20 protein-coding genes are annotated in these 19,404 nt (G+C 65.2%); 4 read left to right on the top strand and 16 right to left on the bottom strand.

From position 1 onward, the window contains the following. Nucleotides 1–13 precede the first annotated feature (13 nt). From ADE01S_RS23855 to ADE01S_RS23845, 3 genes are read right to left on the bottom strand one after another with little or no spacing between them, the layout of a single operon-like run. Nucleotides 14–1,270: a M20 family metallo-hydrolase gene (locus ADE01S_RS23855; RefSeq protein WP_062684221.1), complete on the bottom strand. Its 1,257-nt coding sequence runs from the start codon at nucleotides 1,268–1,270 to the stop codon at nucleotides 14–16. Further along, nucleotides 1,267–2,514, bottom strand: coding sequence for a diaminopropionate ammonia-lyase (locus ADE01S_RS23850; RefSeq protein ID WP_062684220.1), 1,248 nt, complete (start codon nucleotides 2,512–2,514; stop codon nucleotides 1,267–1,269). The genes ADE01S_RS23855 and ADE01S_RS23850 overlap by 4 nt, the downstream gene beginning before the upstream one ends. 19 nt (nucleotides 2,515–2,533) lie before the next feature. Further along, on the bottom strand, nucleotides 2,534–3,382 hold the full coding sequence (locus ADE01S_RS23845) for a MurR/RpiR family transcriptional regulator (protein WP_062684219.1): 849 nt from the start codon (nucleotides 3,380–3,382) through the stop codon (nucleotides 2,534–2,536). 187 nt (nucleotides 3,383–3,569) lie between these two features. Between ADE01S_RS23845 and ADE01S_RS23840 the strand changes: the two genes are divergently transcribed. Then, nucleotides 3,570–3,950 carry an I78 family peptidase inhibitor gene (locus ADE01S_RS23840; RefSeq protein ID WP_062684218.1) on the top strand — a complete coding sequence of 127 codons (381 nt, stop codon included), beginning with the start codon at nucleotides 3,570–3,572 and terminating at the stop codon, nucleotides 3,948–3,950. Nucleotides 3,951–3,972: 22 nt separating this feature from the next. Here the strand turns inward: ADE01S_RS23840 and ADE01S_RS23835 are convergent, their stop codons facing one another. The 7 genes from ADE01S_RS23835 to ADE01S_RS23805 form a co-directional block, all read right to left on the bottom strand. After that, nucleotides 3,973–4,938, bottom strand: a complete 966-nt coding sequence (locus tag ADE01S_RS23835) for a LysR family transcriptional regulator (protein ID WP_087881421.1) — start codon at nucleotides 4,936–4,938, stop codon at nucleotides 3,973–3,975. Nucleotides 4,939–4,982: 44 nt separating this feature from the next. Beyond that, nucleotides 4,983–5,717, bottom strand: coding sequence for an amino acid ABC transporter ATP-binding protein (locus ADE01S_RS23830; protein WP_062684217.1), 735 nt, complete (start codon nucleotides 5,715–5,717; stop codon nucleotides 4,983–4,985). Between the two features lie 32 nt (nucleotides 5,718–5,749). Beyond that, a complete protein-coding gene (locus ADE01S_RS23825; RefSeq protein ID WP_062684216.1) occupies nucleotides 5,750–6,439 on the bottom strand; it encodes an amino acid ABC transporter permease in 690 nt (229 codons plus the stop codon). Continuing rightward, nucleotides 6,432–7,121, bottom strand: a complete 690-nt coding sequence (locus ADE01S_RS23820; protein WP_062684215.1) for an amino acid ABC transporter permease — start codon at nucleotides 7,119–7,121, stop codon at nucleotides 6,432–6,434. Before ADE01S_RS23820 ends, ADE01S_RS23825 begins: the two co-directional genes overlap by 8 nt. Nucleotides 7,122–7,242: 121 nt before the next feature. Beyond that, the gene (locus ADE01S_RS23815; protein WP_062684214.1) at nucleotides 7,243–8,064 is read right to left on the bottom strand and encodes an ABC transporter substrate-binding protein; all 822 of its coding nucleotides are present in this window, start codon (nucleotides 8,062–8,064) and stop codon (nucleotides 7,243–7,245) included. A gap of 81 nt (nucleotides 8,065–8,145) precedes the next feature. After that, the gene (locus ADE01S_RS23810; protein ID WP_062684213.1) at nucleotides 8,146–9,369 is read right to left on the bottom strand and encodes an aminotransferase class I/II-fold pyridoxal phosphate-dependent enzyme; all 1,224 of its coding nucleotides are present in this window, start codon (nucleotides 9,367–9,369) and stop codon (nucleotides 8,146–8,148) included. Then, nucleotides 9,366–10,046: an RraA family protein gene (locus tag ADE01S_RS23805; protein ID WP_062684212.1), complete on the bottom strand. Its 681-nt coding sequence runs from the start codon at nucleotides 10,044–10,046 to the stop codon at nucleotides 9,366–9,368. The genes ADE01S_RS23810 and ADE01S_RS23805 overlap by 4 nt, the downstream gene beginning before the upstream one ends. 407 nt (nucleotides 10,047–10,453) lie before the next feature. Here ADE01S_RS23805 and ADE01S_RS31660 point away from each other — a divergent pair, with 407 nt between their 5' ends. After that, nucleotides 10,454–10,627 carry an alpha/beta hydrolase family protein gene (locus ADE01S_RS31660; protein WP_156494261.1) on the top strand — a complete coding sequence of 58 codons (174 nt, stop codon included), beginning with the start codon at nucleotides 10,454–10,456 and terminating at the stop codon, nucleotides 10,625–10,627. A gap of 7 nt (nucleotides 10,628–10,634) precedes the next feature. Here the strand turns inward: ADE01S_RS31660 and ADE01S_RS23800 are convergent, their stop codons facing one another. The 4 genes from ADE01S_RS23800 to ADE01S_RS23785 all read right to left on the bottom strand — a co-directional run bounded on the left by ADE01S_RS23800 (nucleotide 10,635) and on the right by ADE01S_RS23785 (nucleotide 15,549). Continuing rightward, nucleotides 10,635–13,091, bottom strand: a complete 2,457-nt coding sequence (locus ADE01S_RS23800) for a TonB-dependent siderophore receptor (RefSeq protein ID WP_062684211.1) — start codon at nucleotides 13,089–13,091, stop codon at nucleotides 10,635–10,637. 248 nt (nucleotides 13,092–13,339) lie between these two features. Next, nucleotides 13,340–14,332: a FecR family protein gene (locus ADE01S_RS23795; protein ID WP_062684210.1), complete on the bottom strand. Its 993-nt coding sequence runs from the start codon at nucleotides 14,330–14,332 to the stop codon at nucleotides 13,340–13,342. Beyond that, nucleotides 14,319–14,825 (bottom strand): RNA polymerase sigma factor, encoded by a 507-nt coding sequence (locus ADE01S_RS23790; protein ID WP_062684209.1) that lies wholly within the window; start codon nucleotides 14,823–14,825, stop codon nucleotides 14,319–14,321. Before ADE01S_RS23790 ends, ADE01S_RS23795 begins: the two co-directional genes overlap by 14 nt. A 307-nt stretch (nucleotides 14,826–15,132) precedes the next feature. Further along, a complete protein-coding gene (locus tag ADE01S_RS23785; RefSeq protein WP_062684208.1) occupies nucleotides 15,133–15,549 on the bottom strand; it encodes an RrF2 family transcriptional regulator in 417 nt (138 codons plus the stop codon). A gap of 73 nt (nucleotides 15,550–15,622) precedes the next feature. Here ADE01S_RS23785 and ADE01S_RS23780 point away from each other — a divergent pair, with 73 nt between their 5' ends. Next, nucleotides 15,623–16,618: an alpha/beta fold hydrolase gene (locus tag ADE01S_RS23780; RefSeq protein WP_062684207.1), complete on the top strand. Its 996-nt coding sequence runs from the start codon at nucleotides 15,623–15,625 to the stop codon at nucleotides 16,616–16,618. A gap of 170 nt (nucleotides 16,619–16,788) precedes the next feature. Here the strand turns inward: ADE01S_RS23780 and ADE01S_RS23775 are convergent, their stop codons facing one another. Then, entirely contained in the window at nucleotides 16,789–18,012 is a 1,224-nt protein-coding gene (locus tag ADE01S_RS23775; protein WP_062684233.1) for an FAD-dependent monooxygenase, read from the bottom strand. A gap of 140 nt (nucleotides 18,013–18,152) precedes the next feature. Between ADE01S_RS23775 and ADE01S_RS31355 the strand changes: the two genes are divergently transcribed. Continuing rightward, complete coding sequence (locus tag ADE01S_RS31355) at nucleotides 18,153–19,094, top strand: LysR family transcriptional regulator (RefSeq protein ID WP_075873361.1); 942 nt, start codon at nucleotides 18,153–18,155, stop codon at nucleotides 19,092–19,094. A 139-nt stretch (nucleotides 19,095–19,233) separates the two neighbouring features. On the opposite strand, the gene ADE01S_RS31655 is transcribed toward ADE01S_RS31355, so the two are convergent. Then, entirely contained in the window at nucleotides 19,234–19,398 is a 165-nt protein-coding gene (locus ADE01S_RS31655) for a hypothetical protein (RefSeq protein ID WP_156494260.1), read from the bottom strand. Nucleotides 19,399–19,404 lie beyond the last annotated feature (6 nt).

Raw genomic sequence — 19,404 nt, 5'->3', positions numbered from 1 at the left:
CTCTCCTACGGGTTCATTGTTCTGCGAGTTCGAGCATCAGTTCCAGCAATACGCCGGCGCCCGCCTCGATATCGTGGTCATGCGTGAATTCCGCGACGTTGTGCGACAGGCCGCCCACGCTGGGCACGAACACCATGCCGGTCGGGCACATGCGCGCCAACATCTGGGCGTCGTGGCCCGCGCCGCTGGGAAGGCGCCGGACGCGATGGCCGCGCTGCCGGGCGATCGCCTCGACCCGGCCCACGATGGCCTCGTCGAACGCCACCGGCGCAAAGTCGGCCAGCACCCGGTGGTCCAGTTCCACGCCCTCGTCCGCCGCGGCCTGCGCCGCGAACGCCATGCAGCGCGCAATCGCCCGCCGCAGCGCCTCGCCATCCGTATTGCGCAGGTCCAGCGTGAACGTCGCGCGGTTGGGAATGACGTTGATCAAGTTGGGAAACAAGTTGACCTGCCCCACCGTCGCCAGTTGCCCGCCGCCCATTTCCCGCGTCAGGTCTCGGGCGTAGCAGGCAATGCGGGCGGCGACGATGCCGGCGTCCCGGCGCAGCGCCATCGGCGTGGTCCCGGCATGGTTGGAAACGCCCCGCGCCGTGAACTCGATCCAATGGATGCCCTGCACGCCCGTCACGGCGCCGATGGTGTCGCCTTCATGCTCCAGCACCGGCCCTTGCTCCACGTGCAATTCCACGAAGGCATGCACGCGGTTGTTGCCGGTGGGCGCCGTTCCGGCATAGCCGATGCGGTCCAGGTTTTCGCCCACTGAAGTGCCGTCGATGCCCACCGTGGCCAGCGCCTGCGCCAGCGGCATATCGCCCTGGAACACCAGGCTGCCCATCATGTCGGGCGCGAAACGCGCGCCCTCCTCGTTCGTGAAAAACGCCACCGCCACCGGCCTCCGCGTCACCACGCCGGCGTCGTTCAAGGCCGCGATCACCTCCAGCCCGGCCAGCACGCCCAGGTTGCCGTCATAGCGGCCGCCGGTGCGCACCGTATCGATGTGCGAGCCCGTCATCACAGGCGGGCCGTCCTCGCGGCCGGCGCGCAGGCCCACCACGTTGCCAATCCCGTCTATCGTCACGGCCAGGCCCAGGTCGCGCATCCACTGCACGACCAGGTCCCGTCCCTGGCGATCGGCGTCGGTCAGCGCCAGGCGGCACACCCCGCCGCCCTCGATGGCGCCCACCTGCGCCAGGTCGGCGATGCGCCGCAGCAGCCGGGCGCCGTCGATGCGCACCGCCGCGATGCCCGTATCCAGCGCGGCGCCTGTCATGCCGCGGCCTCGGCTTCGACCTCGGCGGCGCTCCTGCCGACGATGCGCTGGTAAAGCTCCGGATCGGTCGCGCCCTCGCTGCCGAACACCAGCACCCGGCTGGCGGCGTCCAGGCCCAGCGCCTCTCGCACCGCCGGATCGGCCAGCGCCGCCAGGCAGCCGGTCAGCCCCGCCACGGCCGATTCGCCCGCCACGATGGGCGCGTCGCCGTACTTGCCGCCGGCCAGCAGGCGCACCGTTTCCAGCGCCGCCTCGTCATCGACCGTCAGGAAAGCCTGCGCGCCGGGATGCAGCACTTCCCAGGCCAGCAACGACACCTCTCCGCAAGCCAGGCCGGCCATCACCGTGTCCAGATCGCCATGCACCGCCACCGGCTTGCCGGCACGCGCGCTCTCGTACAGGCAGGCCGCCTTGTCCGGCTCCACTATGATGAAGCGCGGGCGGCGCGCGCCCAGTTGTTCCCAGAAATGCGCGCACACCGCCGCGGCCAGGCCGCCCACCCCGCCCTGCAGGAACACGTGCGTCGGCAACTCGCCGTCGCCGCCCTCGCGCAGTTGCTGCAATGCTTCGTCGGCCATCACCGCGTAGCCCTGCATCACGTCCTTCGGCACCTCCATATAGCCGGGATAAGAGGTATCCGACACCACGTAGCGCCCCAGCCGCGCCGCGTCTTCTGCCGCCTGCCGCACGGAATCGTCATAGTTGCCCGGCGTGCGCACCACCTGCGCGCCATACTGCTCGATCGCGCGCTTGCGGCCTTCGCTCACCGTGGCGTGGATGTAGATCACGCACTGGCAACCGAAGCGCTGCGCGCCCCAGGCCACCGAACGGCCATGGTTGCCGTCGGTGGCGCAGGTCACCGTCATATCCTGCGTCAGCTCCCGATAACGGCCCGACAGCAGATCCTCCACCGACAGATCGTCGCGCCCCAGTTTCGCCGACAGTTCGCGCAGCAGCTGCCGGCTGACCGCGTAGGCCCCGCCCAGCGCCTTGAAACTGCCCAGGCCGAACCGGCCGCCTTCGTCCTTGTAGCGGATGCCGGCCACGCCGGCCGCCCGCGCCAGCCCCGCCAGGTCGCGCAGCGGCGTGGGCTGGTAGCCGGGCCAGCGACGGATCTGGGCGGCCGCAAGCTCGTAGGCCGCGCCGCCCAGCACGTCGAGCTGCCGCTGCCCGTAGGGCGCCGCGGGCTCGAAAGCGGGGTTCGGCGCATATTGCAGCCGGACGTTCGGAATCGTGGGGTTCAAGGCTATCTCCTCTTGAAATTCAGCGATGCAAGTCGCCGTAGTGTTCATGCAGACGCTCGATGTTCTGCAGGCGTTCACGCGCGGCCGGTCCCAGGCGGCGAGCCAGGGCCGAGCACAAATGATTGATCAGGCTGGTGGCGGCAACGTACGAGTCGAATACCGCCGAGCCGCTATTGACGCAGCGCAGGACCAGGTCGGAACGGGCCGGCAATTCGGTCGCGGTGGGATCGGTCAGCACCACCACCTTGGCGCCCACGCGATTGGCATGCTCGACGATGGGCTTGAGCAAGGTGACCCGGCGCCGGAAATCCATCACCAGCAACACATCGTCCGGCCCCAGATCGGCCAGGTCCTCGGCCAGGTTCAGCCCCGCGCCCGGCACCAGCGCCACGCCGTCGCGCAACTGCGTCAGGAGCGCCCAGGCGTATTGCGCCAGCACCCGCCCATTGCGAAAACCCGCGATGCAGATGCGGCGCCCGCCGGCGAACAGCTCCACCGCGCGCTCCACGTCGCGGCTGTCCAGCCGCTCGAACGTCTGCGCCAGGTTCTGCAGATCCGTCGCCAGATGGGCGGCGAGCGCATCGCCGGTCGCGTCAGGCGGACGCACGCCCGCCATTTCATACAGCGGCGAGCCGCGGTCGGACTCGTCGCGGGCCTGCGCCCGCACCTCGTTGAAATTCTCGTAGCCCAGCCGCCGGAAGAACCGCCCCGCCGTCGCCTTGGACACGCCCGCCTTCTGCGCCAGCTCCGCGCCCGAATACGCCGCGATATTCCCCAGGCACTCCAGGGTCACGTGGGCGAGCCGCTGCTCGCTCTCGGTAAAGCTGTCCTGCTGCGCAAGGATGCGCTCCTGCAACGTCGATGTCATGGCGGCCACGATTATGAAACTATAGTTTCAGCAATATATATTCGTGAAACTATGGTGTCAACGCAAATCTCGCGCTCGCGCCACCGATCGCGAACGCGGCCGCCAACCGCGTCCGAAGGCCGCGCTCACAGGGCGGCGCGGCTGGTCTATCATGGCTTTTTTGACGCGTCGTTGTAAGGAGCTTTACATGATCCGCAAGCTGATCCCCTTCCTGCTGGTCGCCAGCCTGACCGCATGCGCCAACACCGGCGCTCCGCGTTCGTCCAGCTCCTCGGCCTCCGGCTCGTCCAGCGCGTCGTCCTCGTCCGAGACCGCGCCCAGCTCCTCCTCCGGCATGTCCAGCGCCTCCGGCTACGGCGGCGGCAAGAGTTGCGACGCCACCGCGCTGCAATCCCAGATCGGCCAGAAAGCCACCCCGTCCGTGCTGGAAGACCTCCGCTCGCGCAGCGGCAGCGCCACCGCGCGCATGCTGCGCCCGGGCCAGCTCGTGACCATGGAATACAACGCCACGCGATTGAACTTGATCGTGGACGATAAGGACGTGATGACGGCGATTCGCTGCGGTTGATCCCGCAACGGCGCCCCCGGGGCTACGTTCCGGGCGGCCTGGCTGCCGGCGGCACGTGGGGCAGGAAGGCCCCCGCCACCTCGAAGGCGCACTCCTCGCGCGCGATCTCGATCACCCGGGACACCACTGGGTTGACGATGTTCTTCTTGTGCACCGCGTAGTAGTTGATCGTGGGCAGGTCGGGCTGCACATCGAGCTGGCACAAGGCGCCCCGCTCCACCAGCGGCGCGAAGTAGGCGCCCGGCAGGTAGCTGATGCCCAGGCCCAGCATCGTCAGCTGCGCCATCATTCCCAGGCTGTTGCAGGTCAGCACGCGCTTGACCGGCAGGCCCTGTTCCGCGAACCAGGCGTCATACAGATGCGACAGGGCCGAATTGGTGGGTTGCGAAATCACCGGGTACGGCGCCAGGTCCTGGGGAGTCAGGCGGGCGGAAAAATCGATATCCAGAGCGGGGCTCGCCATCCAGACGTTGGTGACCGCGCCCAGGTGACAGCAATCGTATTGGTATCCCCAGAACGGCCCCGGCATGATGGCCAGGTCCAGTTCATCCTGCTCCAGCCTTTCGTACAGCGTGATGCCGCCGTCGATCTCGGGCATCAGCTGCACCCGGGGATAGCGCAGGCTGATCTGATTGATCAGCCGCGCCAGCCAGGTCATGCCCACCAGTTCCGTCACGCCCAGCCGCAGCACGCCTTCGAAGCTGGCCGGGTCCGCCATGTTCTGCACGATGCGGCTGTTCAGGTCCAGCATTTCGCGCGCCAGTTCGAAGAGCTTGCGGCCTTGCGGCGTCATGATCAGCTTCCTGGCGCGGCGCTCGAACAGCGGCGAGCCCGCGAAGGCCTCCAGTTCCCCCACCCGCTTGGCCACGGCCGACTGGGTGGTGTGCAGCTTGCGGGAAGACGCGCTGAAGCTGCCCAGTTCGGAGCTCCAGTAAAAGGCCTCTAGCTGTTTGAGGGTGTACATCGCGGCGGTCGATGCGAAACGCATGGAAACCCTCACCTTACCATCGCCGCCGCATCATCCGTGGCGGTTCAGCCGCGCGGATGCAGGATGTCGGCCAGGAAGCGCTGCGCGCGCGGATGTGACGGCGCGCTGAAGAAGCGTTCAGGGGTGTCCGCCTCCAGGATCTCGCCGCCGTCCATGAACACGACCCGGTCGCAGACATCGCGCGCGAAGCCCATCTCGTGGGTCACGCACACCATCGTCATGCCGTCCTTGGCCAGGCCCTTCATCACCTGCAGCACCTCGCCCACCATTTCCGGATCGAGCGCGCTGGTGGGCTCGTCGAACAGCATCACCGGCGGCTGCAAAGCCAGCGCCCGCGCAATCGCCACGCGCTGCTGCTGCCCACCGGACAACGATCCCGGATAGGCGTCTATCTTGTGCTCCAGACCGACGCGCGCAAGCAGGCCGCGCGCAAGCTCCGTGGCCTGCTTGCGCGACTGTTTGCGGATATTGACCGGCGCGAAGATGACGTTATCCAGCACGCTCATGTGCGGAAACAGGTTGAACTGCTGGAACACGAAGCCGATCTTCTGGCGCAGCGCGTTCAGGTTCGAGCCCTTGGCGTAGATGTCCGCGCCGTCGATCCGGATGCGCCCCTTCTCGATGGGCTCCAGCCGGTTGATCGTCCGGATCATGGTGGACTTGCCCGAGCCCGACGGGCCGCACACCACCAGCACTTCGCCGCGCGCCACCGAAAGATCCACGTCCTTCAGCACATGGTGCTCGCCGTACCACTTGTTCACTTTTTCTAGATTGATCATGTTTTGTTCCTTGAGGCCAGGGCCTGTTCACCCTAGGCCATGGCGCGCGAACGGCGGATGCGCAGGTCCAGCCAGCTCAGGCCGCGGCTCAGGCTGAAGCACACCAGGAAATAGATGATGGCCAGGATGCCGAAAACCTGAAGCGGCTTGGTCAACACCAGGTTGTTGACCTGGTTGGCCGCGAAGGTCAGCTCGTTGACGCTGATCACGTAGCCCAGCGAGGTTTCCTTGATCGTGGACACGAACTGGCTCGTCATGCTGGGCAGCACGTTGAACAGCGCCTGCGGCAGCACCACGCGGCGCATCGTCGTCCAATAGCCCACGCCCAGCGAGCGCGAGGCCTCGATCTGGCCGCGCGGCACCGCTTCGATCCCCGAACGGATCACTTCCGACAGATAGGCGCTTTCATAGACCACCAGGGCGGCGATCAGCGTCCAGAAGCCGCTGACCACCTGCCCCGTCAGCTTGGGCACCACAAAGTAGGCCCAGAAGATCAGCATCAGCAACGGCATGCCGCGAACCACGTTGACCAGGACCTTGCTCGCCGCGCGCAGCCAGCCGTAGGGGCTCACCCGGGCCAGCGCGATGAGCAGCGCCAGCGGCAAGGACAGCGCCAGGCCGCAGGCGGCCAGGATCAGGGTGAGCGCCAGCCCGCCCAGCGGGCCGTTGGGATATTGGCCCACCAGCAGCGTGGGCCAGTATTGCGAGAGGACGTCAAGCATTGCGGCCTCCCCGGCTCAGGCGGTAACGGTCATAGATGCGCGATCCGATGAACATGATCAGGAAGGATCCCAACAGATACATGATCGTGGCGGCGCCGAAGGTGGCGAAGGTGCGGTAGGTCTCGTTTTCGATTTCGCGGGCCTGGTAAGTCAGCTCCATCACGCCGATCGCCATCGCCACGCTGGTGTTCTTGAACAGCAGCAGCGCGCGGCCGACGAGCGGCGGGATGGAGATGCGCACGGCCTGCGGCACGATCACGAAGCGCATGCATTGCAGGTAGCTGGCGCCCAGCGCCCGCGCCGCCTCGAACTGCGTGAAGGGAATGGCGCGCAGGCCGCTGCGGATGTCTTCCGCGATATAGGCGGCCGACCCCAGCGCCAGCGCGATCGCCGCCAGCGACATCTCGGCGTTGTGCTGGTACAGCCACATGCGGAAACCTTCCGGCAGCAGCTCGGGCATGCCGAAGTACCAGAACAGCACCTGTACCAGCAGCGGCACGTTGCGGTGGTATTCCACATAGGCGTCGACCAGCCAGCGGCAAGGCGCCAGATTGGTGGCGCGCACCACCACCAGCGTCACCGCGATGGCGAACGCCATGACCCACGCGACCAGGAACAGCTGCACCGTGACCACCATGCCGCTCAACAGCTGCTGGTATTGGGTAGCGTCAAGTAAGTTCATAGAACGATAAATCTCCTGCGTGCGCGCGGCCCACGGCCAACGTCACGGTTGCCGGCGAACCGCTGCGCGCGGCGCCGGCAACCGTGACGGGGAAACTCGGGCCGCGCCGTGGCCCTGGTGATCAGCCGGCGATGGGGCCGATCTTGAAGCCGCGCTCCAGCTTGTACGGCGTTGCGGGGCCGAACCATTTCTCGAACAGCTTGGCCGCCGCGCCGGAGCTCTCCGCCTCGTCCAGCGCCTGGTTCACCACTTCCAGGAAGCGCGGCTCCGACTTGCGCACGCCCAGGCCCCAGGGCTCGTCGAACACCGACTTGGCGATCACGCTGACGGGCGCGGTGGGCGGGCTTTGCAGCACCAGGCGCACCAGCACCAGCTCGGAAGCGAACTGCGCGTCCACCTTCTTCTGCTGCAAGGCCAGATAGGTGGCCGAGCTGTCGCCGTAGCCGATGACCTGCGACTTGTCCAGGATGCGCTTGATCTCGCGCTCCGAGCTGGAACCCTTGGTCGCGCCGACTCGACGGCCGTTCAGGGACTCGATCGAGTCCAGGCCCGAATCCTTGCGGACCAGCAGTTTCTGCGGGCTGACGTAATAAGCGTGGCTGAACGCGATCTGCTGCGCGCGGTCGGGCGAATAGCCCAGGTTCGCAGCCAGGATGTCCACGCGCCCTTCGTTCAGTTCCGGCACGCGCGCCGCCACCGACAGCAGCTTGTAGTTGACCTTCACCCCCAGCTTGTCCGCCACCAGCTTGCAGACGTCCACGTCATAGCCCACCAGCTGCCGCGTGGCGCCGTCCTGGAAACTGAACGGCTGCGAGGTGCCCAGCGTGCCGCAGACCAGTTCGCCGCGCGCCTTGATGTCGTCCAACTGGTCGGCGTGGGCGGCACCGCCCATGACCAGCGAGGCCAGGCCCATGCAGGCGGCGAATAGAGATTGGCGTTTCATGGTTGATTCCCCTTGTTGTGTTGTGAACAGACTGGAATGGTGCCCCCGAAAGGGGCGTCTTCATGGAATGCGCGGCTGGCCTCAGGCCAGCTTGGCGCAGGCTTCCCGTATGGCGGAGCATCCCTGCCGGATATCATCCAGCGAGGCGGCGAACGACAGCCGGAACGTACCCGGCGCGCCGTAGGCATGGCCGTCGATGACGGCAACCCCCGCCTCGCGCAGCAGGTAATGCGTCAGGTCGGTGTCGGTCGCGATCACGTCGCCCGCCGGCGTCTTCTTGCCCAGCAGGCCGGTGCAATCCGGGAACACATAGAACGCGCCCTGCGGCACGACGATATCCAGGCCCGGCGTGCCCGACAGCTCCGCAATCGCCAGATCGCGGCGCTGGCGGAACACCTTGGCGAACTCCGCCACGCAATCCTGCGGGCCCGACAACGCCTCCAGCGCAGCTGCCTGGCTCACTGACGAGGCGCCCGACGTGCTCTGCGACTGCAGAATGGCCATCGCCTTGATCAGCTCGTCCGGCCCGGCGCCGTAACCGATGCGCCAGCCCGTCATCGCATAGGCCTTGGACACGCCATTGACCACCAGCGTGCGGCTGGCCAGCTCCGGCGCGACCTGCAACGGATGCACAGTCGGCTCATCGGTGAAATTCAGGCGCGCGTAGATATCGTCCGTCATCAGCCAGACCTGCGGATGGCGCTTGAGCACCGCCGCCAGCCCGCGCAGCTCGTCGGCAGTGTAGACCGACCCCGTCGGATTGCTGGGCGCGTTCATCATCAGCCACTTCGTGCGCGCCGTGATCGCCCGCTCCAGCGCCTCCGGCGTCACCTTGTAGCCCGTCGCCGGCGAAGTCTCCACCGCCACCGGCACGCCGCCGTTGACCAGCACCATGTCCGGGTACGACACCCAGAACGGCGCCGGGATCAACACCTCATCCCCATCGTTCAGCGTGGCCGCCAACCCATTGAAAATCACCTGCTTCGCACCCGTGCTGACGATGATGCGCCCCACCGGATACTCCACCCCCGTCGCTTCCAGCAAATGCTGCGCGGCGGCGCGGCGCAGTGCCACCGTGCCCTGCGCCGGCGGATACTTGGTCTCACCCCGGTTCATGGCGGCCGTGGCCGCCTGCCGGATGTGCACCGGCGTGGAGAAATCCGGCTCCCCGATCGTCAGATCGATAATGCGTCGGCCCTGCTCGCGCAGCTCAGCAATGATGGCGCGCGCCGCCACGCTGGGCGACAGTTTGATACGCTTGATGCGGTCGGCGACGATGCCGGTCGATTGCGAAGCCTGGCTCATTTCGCGGCTCCCGTCTTCTCGGCCAGAGTCTTCTCCAGCCAGGGCTTGGTGTAGGTGCCGGCGCGCAGCTTTTCCTTCGCCACCGCCTCGTCGGCTTCCTTCTTCGTCGCCAGGGCGAGCACCGCCGCGGCATGCTCGGCGGGAATCACCACCACGCCGTCGGCATCGCCCACCACCACGTCGCCCGGGTTCACCACCTGGCCGCCCACCGACACCGGCACATTGATCTCGCCCGGGCCATCCTTGTACGGCCCCTTGTGCGACACGGCACGCGCGAAACAGCCGAACTGCCCTTGCGCAAATACATCCAGGTCACGCACCGCGCCATCGATCACAAAACCTTCGATTCCGCGCGCCTGCGCATCCATCATCATCAGCTCGCCCACCAGCGCATTACTGGTATCGCCTGCGCCGTCCACCACAATCACGTCGCCCGCCCCGCCCAGCGAAATCGCCTTGTGGATCATCAGGTTATCGCCCGGACGAGTCTTGACGGTGAGCGCCAGACCGACCGTGCGCTGGTTGCCCGCGTGCAGCGGACGGAGCCCGTCCACGCCGTATAGGCGATTCATGCAGTCGCTGATCTGGGCCGAGCCAATGGCGGCGAAGCCGGCCAGCACCTCGGGGGAGACGGCCGGAGCGGAACGAGGAAGAATGCGGTATCCGATGGGATTCATGAGGAAGCCTGCTGGGTAAATGCGTGAACGGCGTTAAGCGAACTCGCATTACAAGGCCCTGCGGTGCATTCCTCAAAACGATATAAATTCCCACTCATCCAGGAATTTTATTCGTACATTCCATCATTAAGGGTTATCCCTTATTCGTGCTTCGGACTTCTAGCGCCGCCATTGGTGCTGCCCGTCTCGCCAACGTCACCATCAGCTTGGGAAAGTGGTGGCAGCCTGCGCTTCGGTGTCGAAACCTCAGGCTGACACCATTCATCGGTGCTACTGGATCGACGCTGGCGCCTCGTGCGTCGCGCCGCCCGCACCTGCATCGTCCTCGCCATGCAGGGATACGAGGTGTCAGACTACAAATTCGCAGCCCTGGCTAGCGAATTTGTAGTCTGACACTGAGGTTTCTAATGGACGAAGGACGGCAATATGCGGCAAGGCCCGAAGACACGGACGTACCGGTGTCGCTGTGTGTGTATGCCGGCATGATCCACGAGTTCCTGGGCATGGGGAACATGGTGGCCGAGGCCGGCGAGGCCTGTGCGCGCATAGCCGGGGAGCTGGCCCGGGCGATGCGCGCCTGACGGGCGGCTACCAGCGGTAGCGCACCTGCGCCACGACCACGCGGCCTGGGCCGAAGAAGCACGCGCTGACGGCGGCGCACGTCGTCAGATAACGGCGGTCGAACAGGTTGTTTACGTTCAGCGACACCCGCGCGCCCTTGAGCTGCGAGTTCAGCATTCCCAGGTCGTATTGCAGGGCGGCGTCCACCAGCGTGTACGACGGCGTTTTCAGGGTGTTGGTGCTGTCGCCATAGGACGTGCCCACGTAGCGGACCCCGCCGCCGATGCGCAGGCCGGCGAGCGGCCCGCCGCCGATCGTGTAGTCCGCCCACGCCGACGCCTGGTGGCGCGGAATCAGCGGCTGCTGCTTGCCCAGGGTGGCCGTGTTGCTGCGCGTGATTTCCGACGTGGTGTAGGCGTAGGTCGTGATCAGGTTCAGGCTGTCGGTCAGGCTTGCGCGGCCCTCGAATTCCAGGCCCTTGACCTCGACTTCGCCGGTCTGCTCGTTGAAGTTGCCGCAGGTGCCGGGATAGAGCGCGCAGTCGCGGTGCTCGATGTCCGGCGTCAGCACGTTTTCCTGCGTCAGATGGAAGGCCGACACCGTGACCAGGCTGTTGGAGTTGTGCGGCAGGTACTTCACGCCCACTTCGTACTGGCGGCCCTTGGTGGGCTCGAACGGCGTTCCGCCATAGCCGGTGCCGGAGACGGGCTCGAACGACGTTGAATAGCTGGCGTACGGCGCCAGGCCGGACTCCGCCAGGTACGTCAGGCCCACCCGGCCGGTGAAGACGTTGTCGTCGGAGGTGGTCTTGACGTTGGTCATGCGGTTGCGGTTGGTCTTGTCGGTCCAGTCATAGCGACCGCCCATCGTCAGCAGCCAGCGATCGAGCTTGACCTGGTCCTGCAGGTACAGGCCGATCTGGTGCTGCTCTTCGTAGCCGTCGACCACCTTCGCGCCGCGGCCGATGTCGTGATAGACCGGGTTGTAGATGTCGATGGTGGGCCCGACGCCGCCGTGCACCGTCTGGTCCAGCGTTGCGCGCTTGTAGTCCAGGCCCAGTAGCAGGTCGTGGCTGAGCGCGCCGGTCTGGAATTTGGCCTGCGCCTGATTGTCCAGTGTGAAGAACGACTGATAGCGGTCCACGTCCCACTGGTAGCGCGCCAGCGTGCGGTAGTCGCTGGGAAGCTGCGTGACGGGGTTCATGATCAGGCCCGTGCCGTAGACGGAATAGGCCGTGACGTCCACGTCGGCATAGCGCAGGTTCTGCCTGACGGTGAGCTTGTCGTTGAAGTGATGCTCGAAGAGATAGCCGATCGACCGGTAGTAGCGCTTGAACTTGTCGTGGTCGGGCTCGTCGACATTGCGGTCGCGCGGGATGTCGCCGTACGGGTTCTTGTACAGCGTGCCCCAGGCCGGCAGGTACATCACCGACACGTCCGCGTCGTCGCGCTGGTACTGCCCCAGCACGGTCAGGCTGGTGGCGGCGGAAGGCTTCCAGGTGAAGCTGGGCGCCACGTAATCGCGGTCGTCGCGCGCGTAGTCCACCTGCGTGTCGCTGTTGCGCTTGAGCGCGGTCAGGCGGTAGAGGAACTTGCCTTCCTCGTCGATCGGGCCGCTGAAGTCCGCGGCCACCTGGCGACGATCGAAATTCCCGCCTTCGAGGGCGATTTCGCGCAGCGGCTCCGCGGTCGGGCGCTTGCTGACCATGTTGATGATGCCCCCGGGCGGGTTCTGCCCATACAGCACGGACGACGGGCCCCGCAGCACTTCGATGCGCTCCAGGCCGTAGGGCTCGATGCGCGACCCCTGTCCGGCGGCGCCATAGGGCAGCATCATGCCGTCCAGGTAGTAGTTCGGCTCGAAGCCGCGGATGTAGATCTTGTCGCGTTCGGTGCCCGCGCCCAGGATTTCGCTGCGGATGCCGGGCGTGTAACGCACGGTTTGTTCGAGGTTGGTGGCCCCCTGCACGTCCATCTGGTCGGGGGTGATGATGCTCAGGGATTGCGGCGTTTCAAGCACGCTGACGTCCGACTTGGTGCCCGTGGCGCTGCGTCGGGCGACCATGCCGTCCACCGGACCGGTGGCTGATTCCCCGCGGCCCGTCACCGAGATCGGCGATAACGTCGTGACGCCGCCCGGCGCCGCGGCCGGAACGATCGTGACGCTGTTGCCGCTGATCTGGAAAGTCAGCTGGGTGCCGGCCAGCAGGCGGCGCAGCGCATCGTCCGGGGTCAGGCGGCCCGACACCGCCGGCGCGTAGCGGCCGCGCACGGTTTCGGGTAGGTAGAAGATCACCAGCGACGCCTGTTCGCCCAGCTGGAGCAGCGCATCGCCCAGCGGCTGCGCCGTGATGCTGATCTGCACGGGCGCCGTCTGCGCCACCGCGTCGCGAGGCATCCCGCCCCACGCTAGCGCCAAGGAAATCGCCAGGGCGCCGCATGCGCCGTGCGCCGAGGCGCGCTGCTTGTCTTGCTTGTTCATCATCAGTAGAGAAAATCCCGTTCAACTGCCCGCGCATTTAGCGCCCGATACCCTTGGCCTAAGGTTGCTTTCAGGGTCGAGATCGGCTTGCGACGTCCCCCTTCAATGCCTAGACGCCGCAGACGGGGGAAAACCGGAATGATTCTCGATAGATAATTTGAAACAAAATAATTCATACCCGACGCGCAGTGAACGGGCATGCAATGCGGCCGCCGGAACGAATGCCTGAAAGGAATAAGGAGGAGCGGCGCTCAGCGCGGGACCAGGACGGCGCTGCCGTCGCCGAGGTAGAGCACGGTCACCGGCGCGATCTGAGGCAGCACGTTTAGCACGGATTCTGGCTCATCGATGGGCAAGGTGCCCGCCACGCGCAACTGCGCGAGCTTCCGGTCGCGTATCCGCAGCGGGTTGCGCAGGTAGCGGTTCAGTTCCGCCGCCACCTGCGCCAGGGGCGTATCGCGGAACACCAGCCGGCCACGCTGCCAGGCGGTGACTGCCGCCACGTTTTCCTGGTGCGGCGCGGCCAGCGCGACCCCGGGTGTGTACTGCGCCACATAGCCGGCAGTTAGGTGGCGGGTCGTCCTGTTCCACCAAGACCCGGCGGAAAACGCCACGCTGCCCTCGTCCACCGCCAGCGCCACGGTATCGCCGTCGCGCCGGACGTTGAAGCGCGTGCCCGTCACCACGACCTGCGCGTCCCCCGCTTGCACCGTGAAAGGCCGAGCGGCGTCGGGGTCGACGGTGAACAGGGCTTCGCCCGCCAGCAGTTCCACCTGGCGGCGGTCCGTGTACAGCACGACGCGGACCTGCGTATCCGTGTTCAGCTCCAGCAGGGACCCGTCCGGCAAGGCGACGCGCTTGCGTTCGCCGCGAGCCGTCGTCAGCGTCTGGCTGAATTCCGGCGTGGGCGACCATAGCCGGGGGCCTAGTACGCCAGCGGCAAGCGTCAAGGCACAGGCGGCCGTCAACCCCATGGCGAATCGGCGGCGACGCGGGTACGCAGGCATACCATCGGACTGCGCCAGGATGCCGCGCATCTCATCGTCCGGCAGTCCATCCGCCACGCGCCACAGGGCCTGCATCGACTGGTACTGCCGCAGGTGTTCGGGGTCGGCGGCCAGCCAGGCGTCGCGCGCCTGGCGTTCATCCGCATCCAACGCGCCCAGGCGTTCGCGCGCGAACCAGTGTGTGGCCTGGTCGCGGACCGTGCTGGAAGGATCCGGGCGGGAATCAGTGCGGGGCATGATCTTGCAACCGGTCGTGGATGTGGGTTAACGCGCGCTTCATGTGCTTTTCGACGGTGCTTTGCGTCAACCCGAGTTTCTGTGCAATCTCGGCCTGCGTGTAGCCCTCAAGCTTGTTCCACAGGAACACTTGCTGGCATTTCAGCGGCAATTCGGCCAGCGCAGACTTTAGCGCATCGGCCAGTTGCGCGGTCCGGATCGCGGACTCGGGGTCTGTCTGCACGGGATGCTCGGCGTCCGGCAGCCCCTCAAGGCTGATCACCTCGCGCCGCGACTGGCGCCGGAATTCCCCATTCAATCGATTCTGGCTGGCGCCATAGAGGTAGGCCTTCGGATCCAACACGGCGGCGTCGCCGTTGCGCAACATGTTCGTCACCACGTCGTGCGCGGCGTCTTCCGCATCGTGCCGGCTGGCGCTGCGCCGCGTCCACGTCCCGATCAGCTCGCGATAATGCGCGAGCCAACCTTTTTCGGATGGCGGATGACGGGGCATGGAACGGCAGGAGGCGGTTGCAGGGGGAACAGGCCGGAATTATCAATCATGATTCTCATTACGGCAATAACATGGCCGACGATCCGTGGCACTAGTCCGCGCGACGGATTTCGATTTCGAGAGCCGGTTCCCCATCAGCAATAAAGGAGTCAGACTACAAATTCGCAGTCCTGGATAGCGAATTTGTATTCCGACGCCTATTTTTTTCAGCGCAGGAATTTCTCGACGACCGCTCCAGGCCGCATGCCATCGTAGCCGACCCGGGTGCCCCGCCCCAGCGGATGATCATCGCGAGTCCCAAGCGCTTCTACCTTGCCCGAATCTGCGCAGCGAAATCGGAAAGCAAGCGAGTGCCCAGGTATTGCAGCAGCGCCCTTTCGCCTACTCGCATGGCGTCAACAATCAATTGATTGGCAGCGAGTTCGACAGGGCAAGCGGGATTGTCGTTGGCAGGCCCCATGGTAAACACGGCGCCGTGGGAAATTGCTTCATAGACATCTTGCGCGGTAATCGTGTTCAACGATTTGGCGAGCGTCCACCCTCCATTGCGACCTCCTGCGGAGCTCACCATGCCGGCTGTGCGCAGTGCCGCCATGGTCCGCCGCACAACGACCTCATTCGTGTGCAGCATCTTGGCGAGCGTACCCGATGTCGTCGTGCCGCCGCGCAAGTCCATGTGTACCAGGACGTGCAACAAGCGAGCAAAGCGAGTGTCGCAACTCATGAAGGCCAGATTCCATAACAGTGTGAGTTACGATATTATAGACGCTCCGTAAGCTTCCCTATCAGATGGCACCATGACTGAGCTCGAAACGCGCGATGTAAACGTTAACGGCATCAAGATCCACGTGACTGCGCTCGGTAAAGGGCCCCTCGTTCTGCTGTGCCACGGCTTTCCAGAAACCTCCCATGTGTGGCGTCATCAGCTGCCGGCGCTTGCACAGGCGGGCTTTCGGGCGGTGGCCCCGGACCTGCGAGGTTATGGCGGCAGCGAAAGTCCGTCGGACGTGGCTGCCTTCACGACGATGGATGTGATCGGCGATCTGGTCGCGTTGGTCGCGAGTGAGCAAGCAGAAGATGCGGTGATCGTAGGCGGAGACTGGGGCGCCAGCATCGCCTGGCAGGCCGCGCAATTGCGACCCGATGTCTTTCGGGCGGTTGTCGCCTTGGGAGTTCCAATGATGCGCAGGGCTCCGGTCATGCCGAGCAGACTGTTTCCCAAGACAGACTCCGCAGTGTTTTACACGCACTACTTCAGTGAGCCCGGCGTTGCCGAGGAAGAATTCGAACGGGACATCAGCGCAACGCTACGCGCGATCTACTGGGCGGCGTCAGGTCAGGCTGGCCCGCGCAACGACCCGGGAACGCCAAATCCGTTTGGCATGGTGGCGAAAGGGGAAGGCCTGCTCGCCTCGCTTCCAATTCCCGATGCGTTGCCGCCATGGCTTACCCAGGGCGATCTGGATGCCTTTATCCTGGGCTTCAAAACCAGCGGCTTTCGTGGCGGGCTGAACTACTACAGGAACCTGGACCGGAATTGGGCTTTGCAGGCGGCCCTGGAGGGCAAGAATGTGGAAGTCCCCGCGTTGTATCTCGTGGGGGAACGGGACACCGGGCTGGCGATTCCCGGGATGGATCGCATCATTGAAGCCATGCCGCAAATTGTGCCGCATCTGTGTGCGACCAAAATTATCCCCGGAGCCGGGCACTGGCTGCAGCAGGAGGCTCCGCAAGAGGTCAACAAAGCGCTAATCGAATTTCTTAAGAGCGGATCGAGCGGTTTGCTTCGGTAAGTGCTTGGATGCCTCCAGCTTGACCGCCCGCTTCTGGCCAACGGCAGACACCCGCGGACGCGCCGATTAAACGCATCAGCGCCCCCCGTATCCACGCCTTTAAATGGGACTACGCAAAGCCCGCGCCTGGCAACCTGCCTCCGCCCCCGATGCAGTACATCCCACGCACGTCATTCGATACGGTACAGGCTGCCTAAGCCACCCCCTTGCGCTGGCGTGCCGTCGGCGTAACCAGGCATAGGCAGGCCCTGTCCCCATCCGGCGGCCAAGACCTGCACATCACTCACAGGATCGGACGCCTTGGCCCGCTCGTTGCGGATGCGACAGATTTCGGGATCGGTGGCGAACAATCCGCGTGCGAAGACCCGGCCCTGTTCCGCCAGCCTTGCGGTCTTGGGGGCACGGATTCTCGCAAACGCCTGGAAGACGTCGTCCAAGCCACCCCTTGCATCCAGACACCGGGCCAAATGCCATGCATCTTCCAGCGCCTGGCACGCACCTTGCCCCGAAGTCGGCAACGGCGCATGCGCGGCATCGCCAACCAGCAGCACATTCGCCCGGCTCCATGTATGCAGCGGCTCCAAGTCATGCACCGCAATCAGCCGGATGGCATTCTCGGGCGTGGCACGGATGATGCCTGAGACCGGCTCGGGCCATCCCGCGAACAGGTCCTCGACCTCCTTGCGCATATCTGCGGTGGGCGTGGCCTCATGTAGGGGCCGTGCCTGCGCCGCAGCCCAATACACCAGTTCGGGTCGAATCGCCACGCAACCAAAGCGCTCACCCGCTCCCCAGAAATCCTGAATCGAAATATCGTCCACCAGCGCATGCGGCCCCTGCGCCACGCCGATCCAGTTCACAAAGCCTTGATAGATTGGTGTGTTGTCACCCGCGACAAACTTGCGCGCCACTGACTCCATGCGGCCGTCGGCGCCAATGAGCAGATCCGGGCGGATGCTCGCGCCATTTTCGAAATGGGCCACGGCTCTGCCATGAGCATCCAGCTCAATGACCACCGCCCGGCGCCCGAACTCCACCGGAATCCCCGCCCGTGCCGCATGGTCCAGCAACACCTCCTGCAAGTGCCTGCGCAGCACCGTGTAGGTTGGGTATCCCATCGTCCGGTCCAGCAAACCAATATCGAGGCCCCCCAGTGCATTTCCCGCAGCATCCTGGCGACGCATTGCTTGCGGCCGACCGCCAGTGGCCTCGATGTCTTGCAGCAGCCCCAGTTCTTCCAGCACAAAGCTGGCGTTGGGCCAGAGCGTCACGCCGGCTCCCATGGTTGCCGGCACCGCACGGCGCTCATACACCCGAGGGTTGTAACCTTGCTTGCGCAATGCCAGCGCCACGCTCAGGCCCGCAATGCCGCCGCCCAGTATTCCAATTTCCACGCTGAAGCTCTCCTTGTTCATACAGTGCCCGGTGCATGGCCCACCGCGTCGCATCGGACAAAAGGGCATCTTAGATTTCGCCACTACAGGGAACTAGCATGCAAAAATGGGACGCTTTCATACCTCAAGCAGGATAATCAATGCGCGATGCACTCGATCTGAATACTGTCCGTGTCTATGCGGCAGTTGTTGATGAGCAGAGCTTTGCTGGCGCATCGCGTCTATTGGCCATGCCTTCGTCCAACGTCAGCCGCCACGTTGCCGCACTGGAGCGCAAACTCGGCACACGCCTGCTGGAGCGAAGCACCCGTCACCTGCGCATGACGGAAGCCGGCCGACTGCTTTACGAACGAGCAAAGCCCTTGCTCGACGCCCTGCTCTCCACGCAGGAAGAGCTTGGCGCGGTACAGCGCGAACTGCGCGGTCCTTTGAAGATGTGCATGCCCGGGGAGGCACCAAGGCTGCTGGCTCCCATCCTCGCCGAATTCTGTAGCCTCCATCCAGGCATCGAGCTCGAATGCGATACCCGGATGACCGGGCTGGAGGTCCTTCGAGAGGACGTCGACCTTTCCATCGTCTTCCATCGGGGCCATCAAGAGGACAGTGCTTTCATCACCCGCGAACTCGCCACACTGCCCAGCATCGTGGTTGCCGCCCCCTCCTTGCTGGCCAAGACCGGCATGCCACGCCATGTGCGCGAACTGAAGTCTCTGCCCTGCATCACCACCCTCAGTGCGCTGAAGGGCCAGCCCTGGCAGTTTCAGGACGCTGCGGGCGAAATCGTCAAGGTGCCGGTCCGCAGCCGCTACCGCGTCAACAGCGGAGAACTGGCCGTGGCAGGCGCAAGGCAAGGCATCGGCTTCGCGATTGTGGCGGCCTATCCCTGCCAGGAAGACCTTGCTACGGGCCGATTGCAGGAGGTACCACTGGACCTGTGTCCCGCGCCACTGCAATTGCTGGGGGCATACAGCCATCGCCATTCCGTGACTGCGCGTGTCCGAGCGCTGCTGGAATTGATACAAGTGCGGTTGGCTGGATCGATTAACCCTTCCATGGCCCGCAAACCTTGTGGGACGGTCTAGGATCGAAGTGGTGCACCGGGCTCAAAGTGGAGTCCTTCGGAGCGCAAGCAGTCCCTCGGTATGACTTTCTCGATGTCAGTTCCTGGCCGCAAGCTGTCGTAGTCGAACGGTAGCTTCCGACCCATTTCCGCCGGTCGAATCACGGCGGCAGCGGCGAGACCATGCCGTGCGACATGGAGGGCCTGTTCAGCAGGAACCGCCCGCTCGTGGCGGTGTCGCGCGCGTAGGCGCTGGCGATCCTGGTCGCCAGCGCCGCCCTGCTGTCGGTGCGGTGCCAGACGCCGGAACAGATGGCGCTGGTCACTCGCTT

Source organism: Achromobacter denitrificans NBRC 15125, from assembly GCF_001571365.1.
GTDB classification, from domain to species: domain Bacteria; phylum Pseudomonadota; class Gammaproteobacteria; order Burkholderiales; family Burkholderiaceae_B; genus Achromobacter; species Achromobacter denitrificans.
Note: the sequence above shows the minus strand (reverse complement) of the source record. Positions and strands in the feature narration are given on the sequence as shown.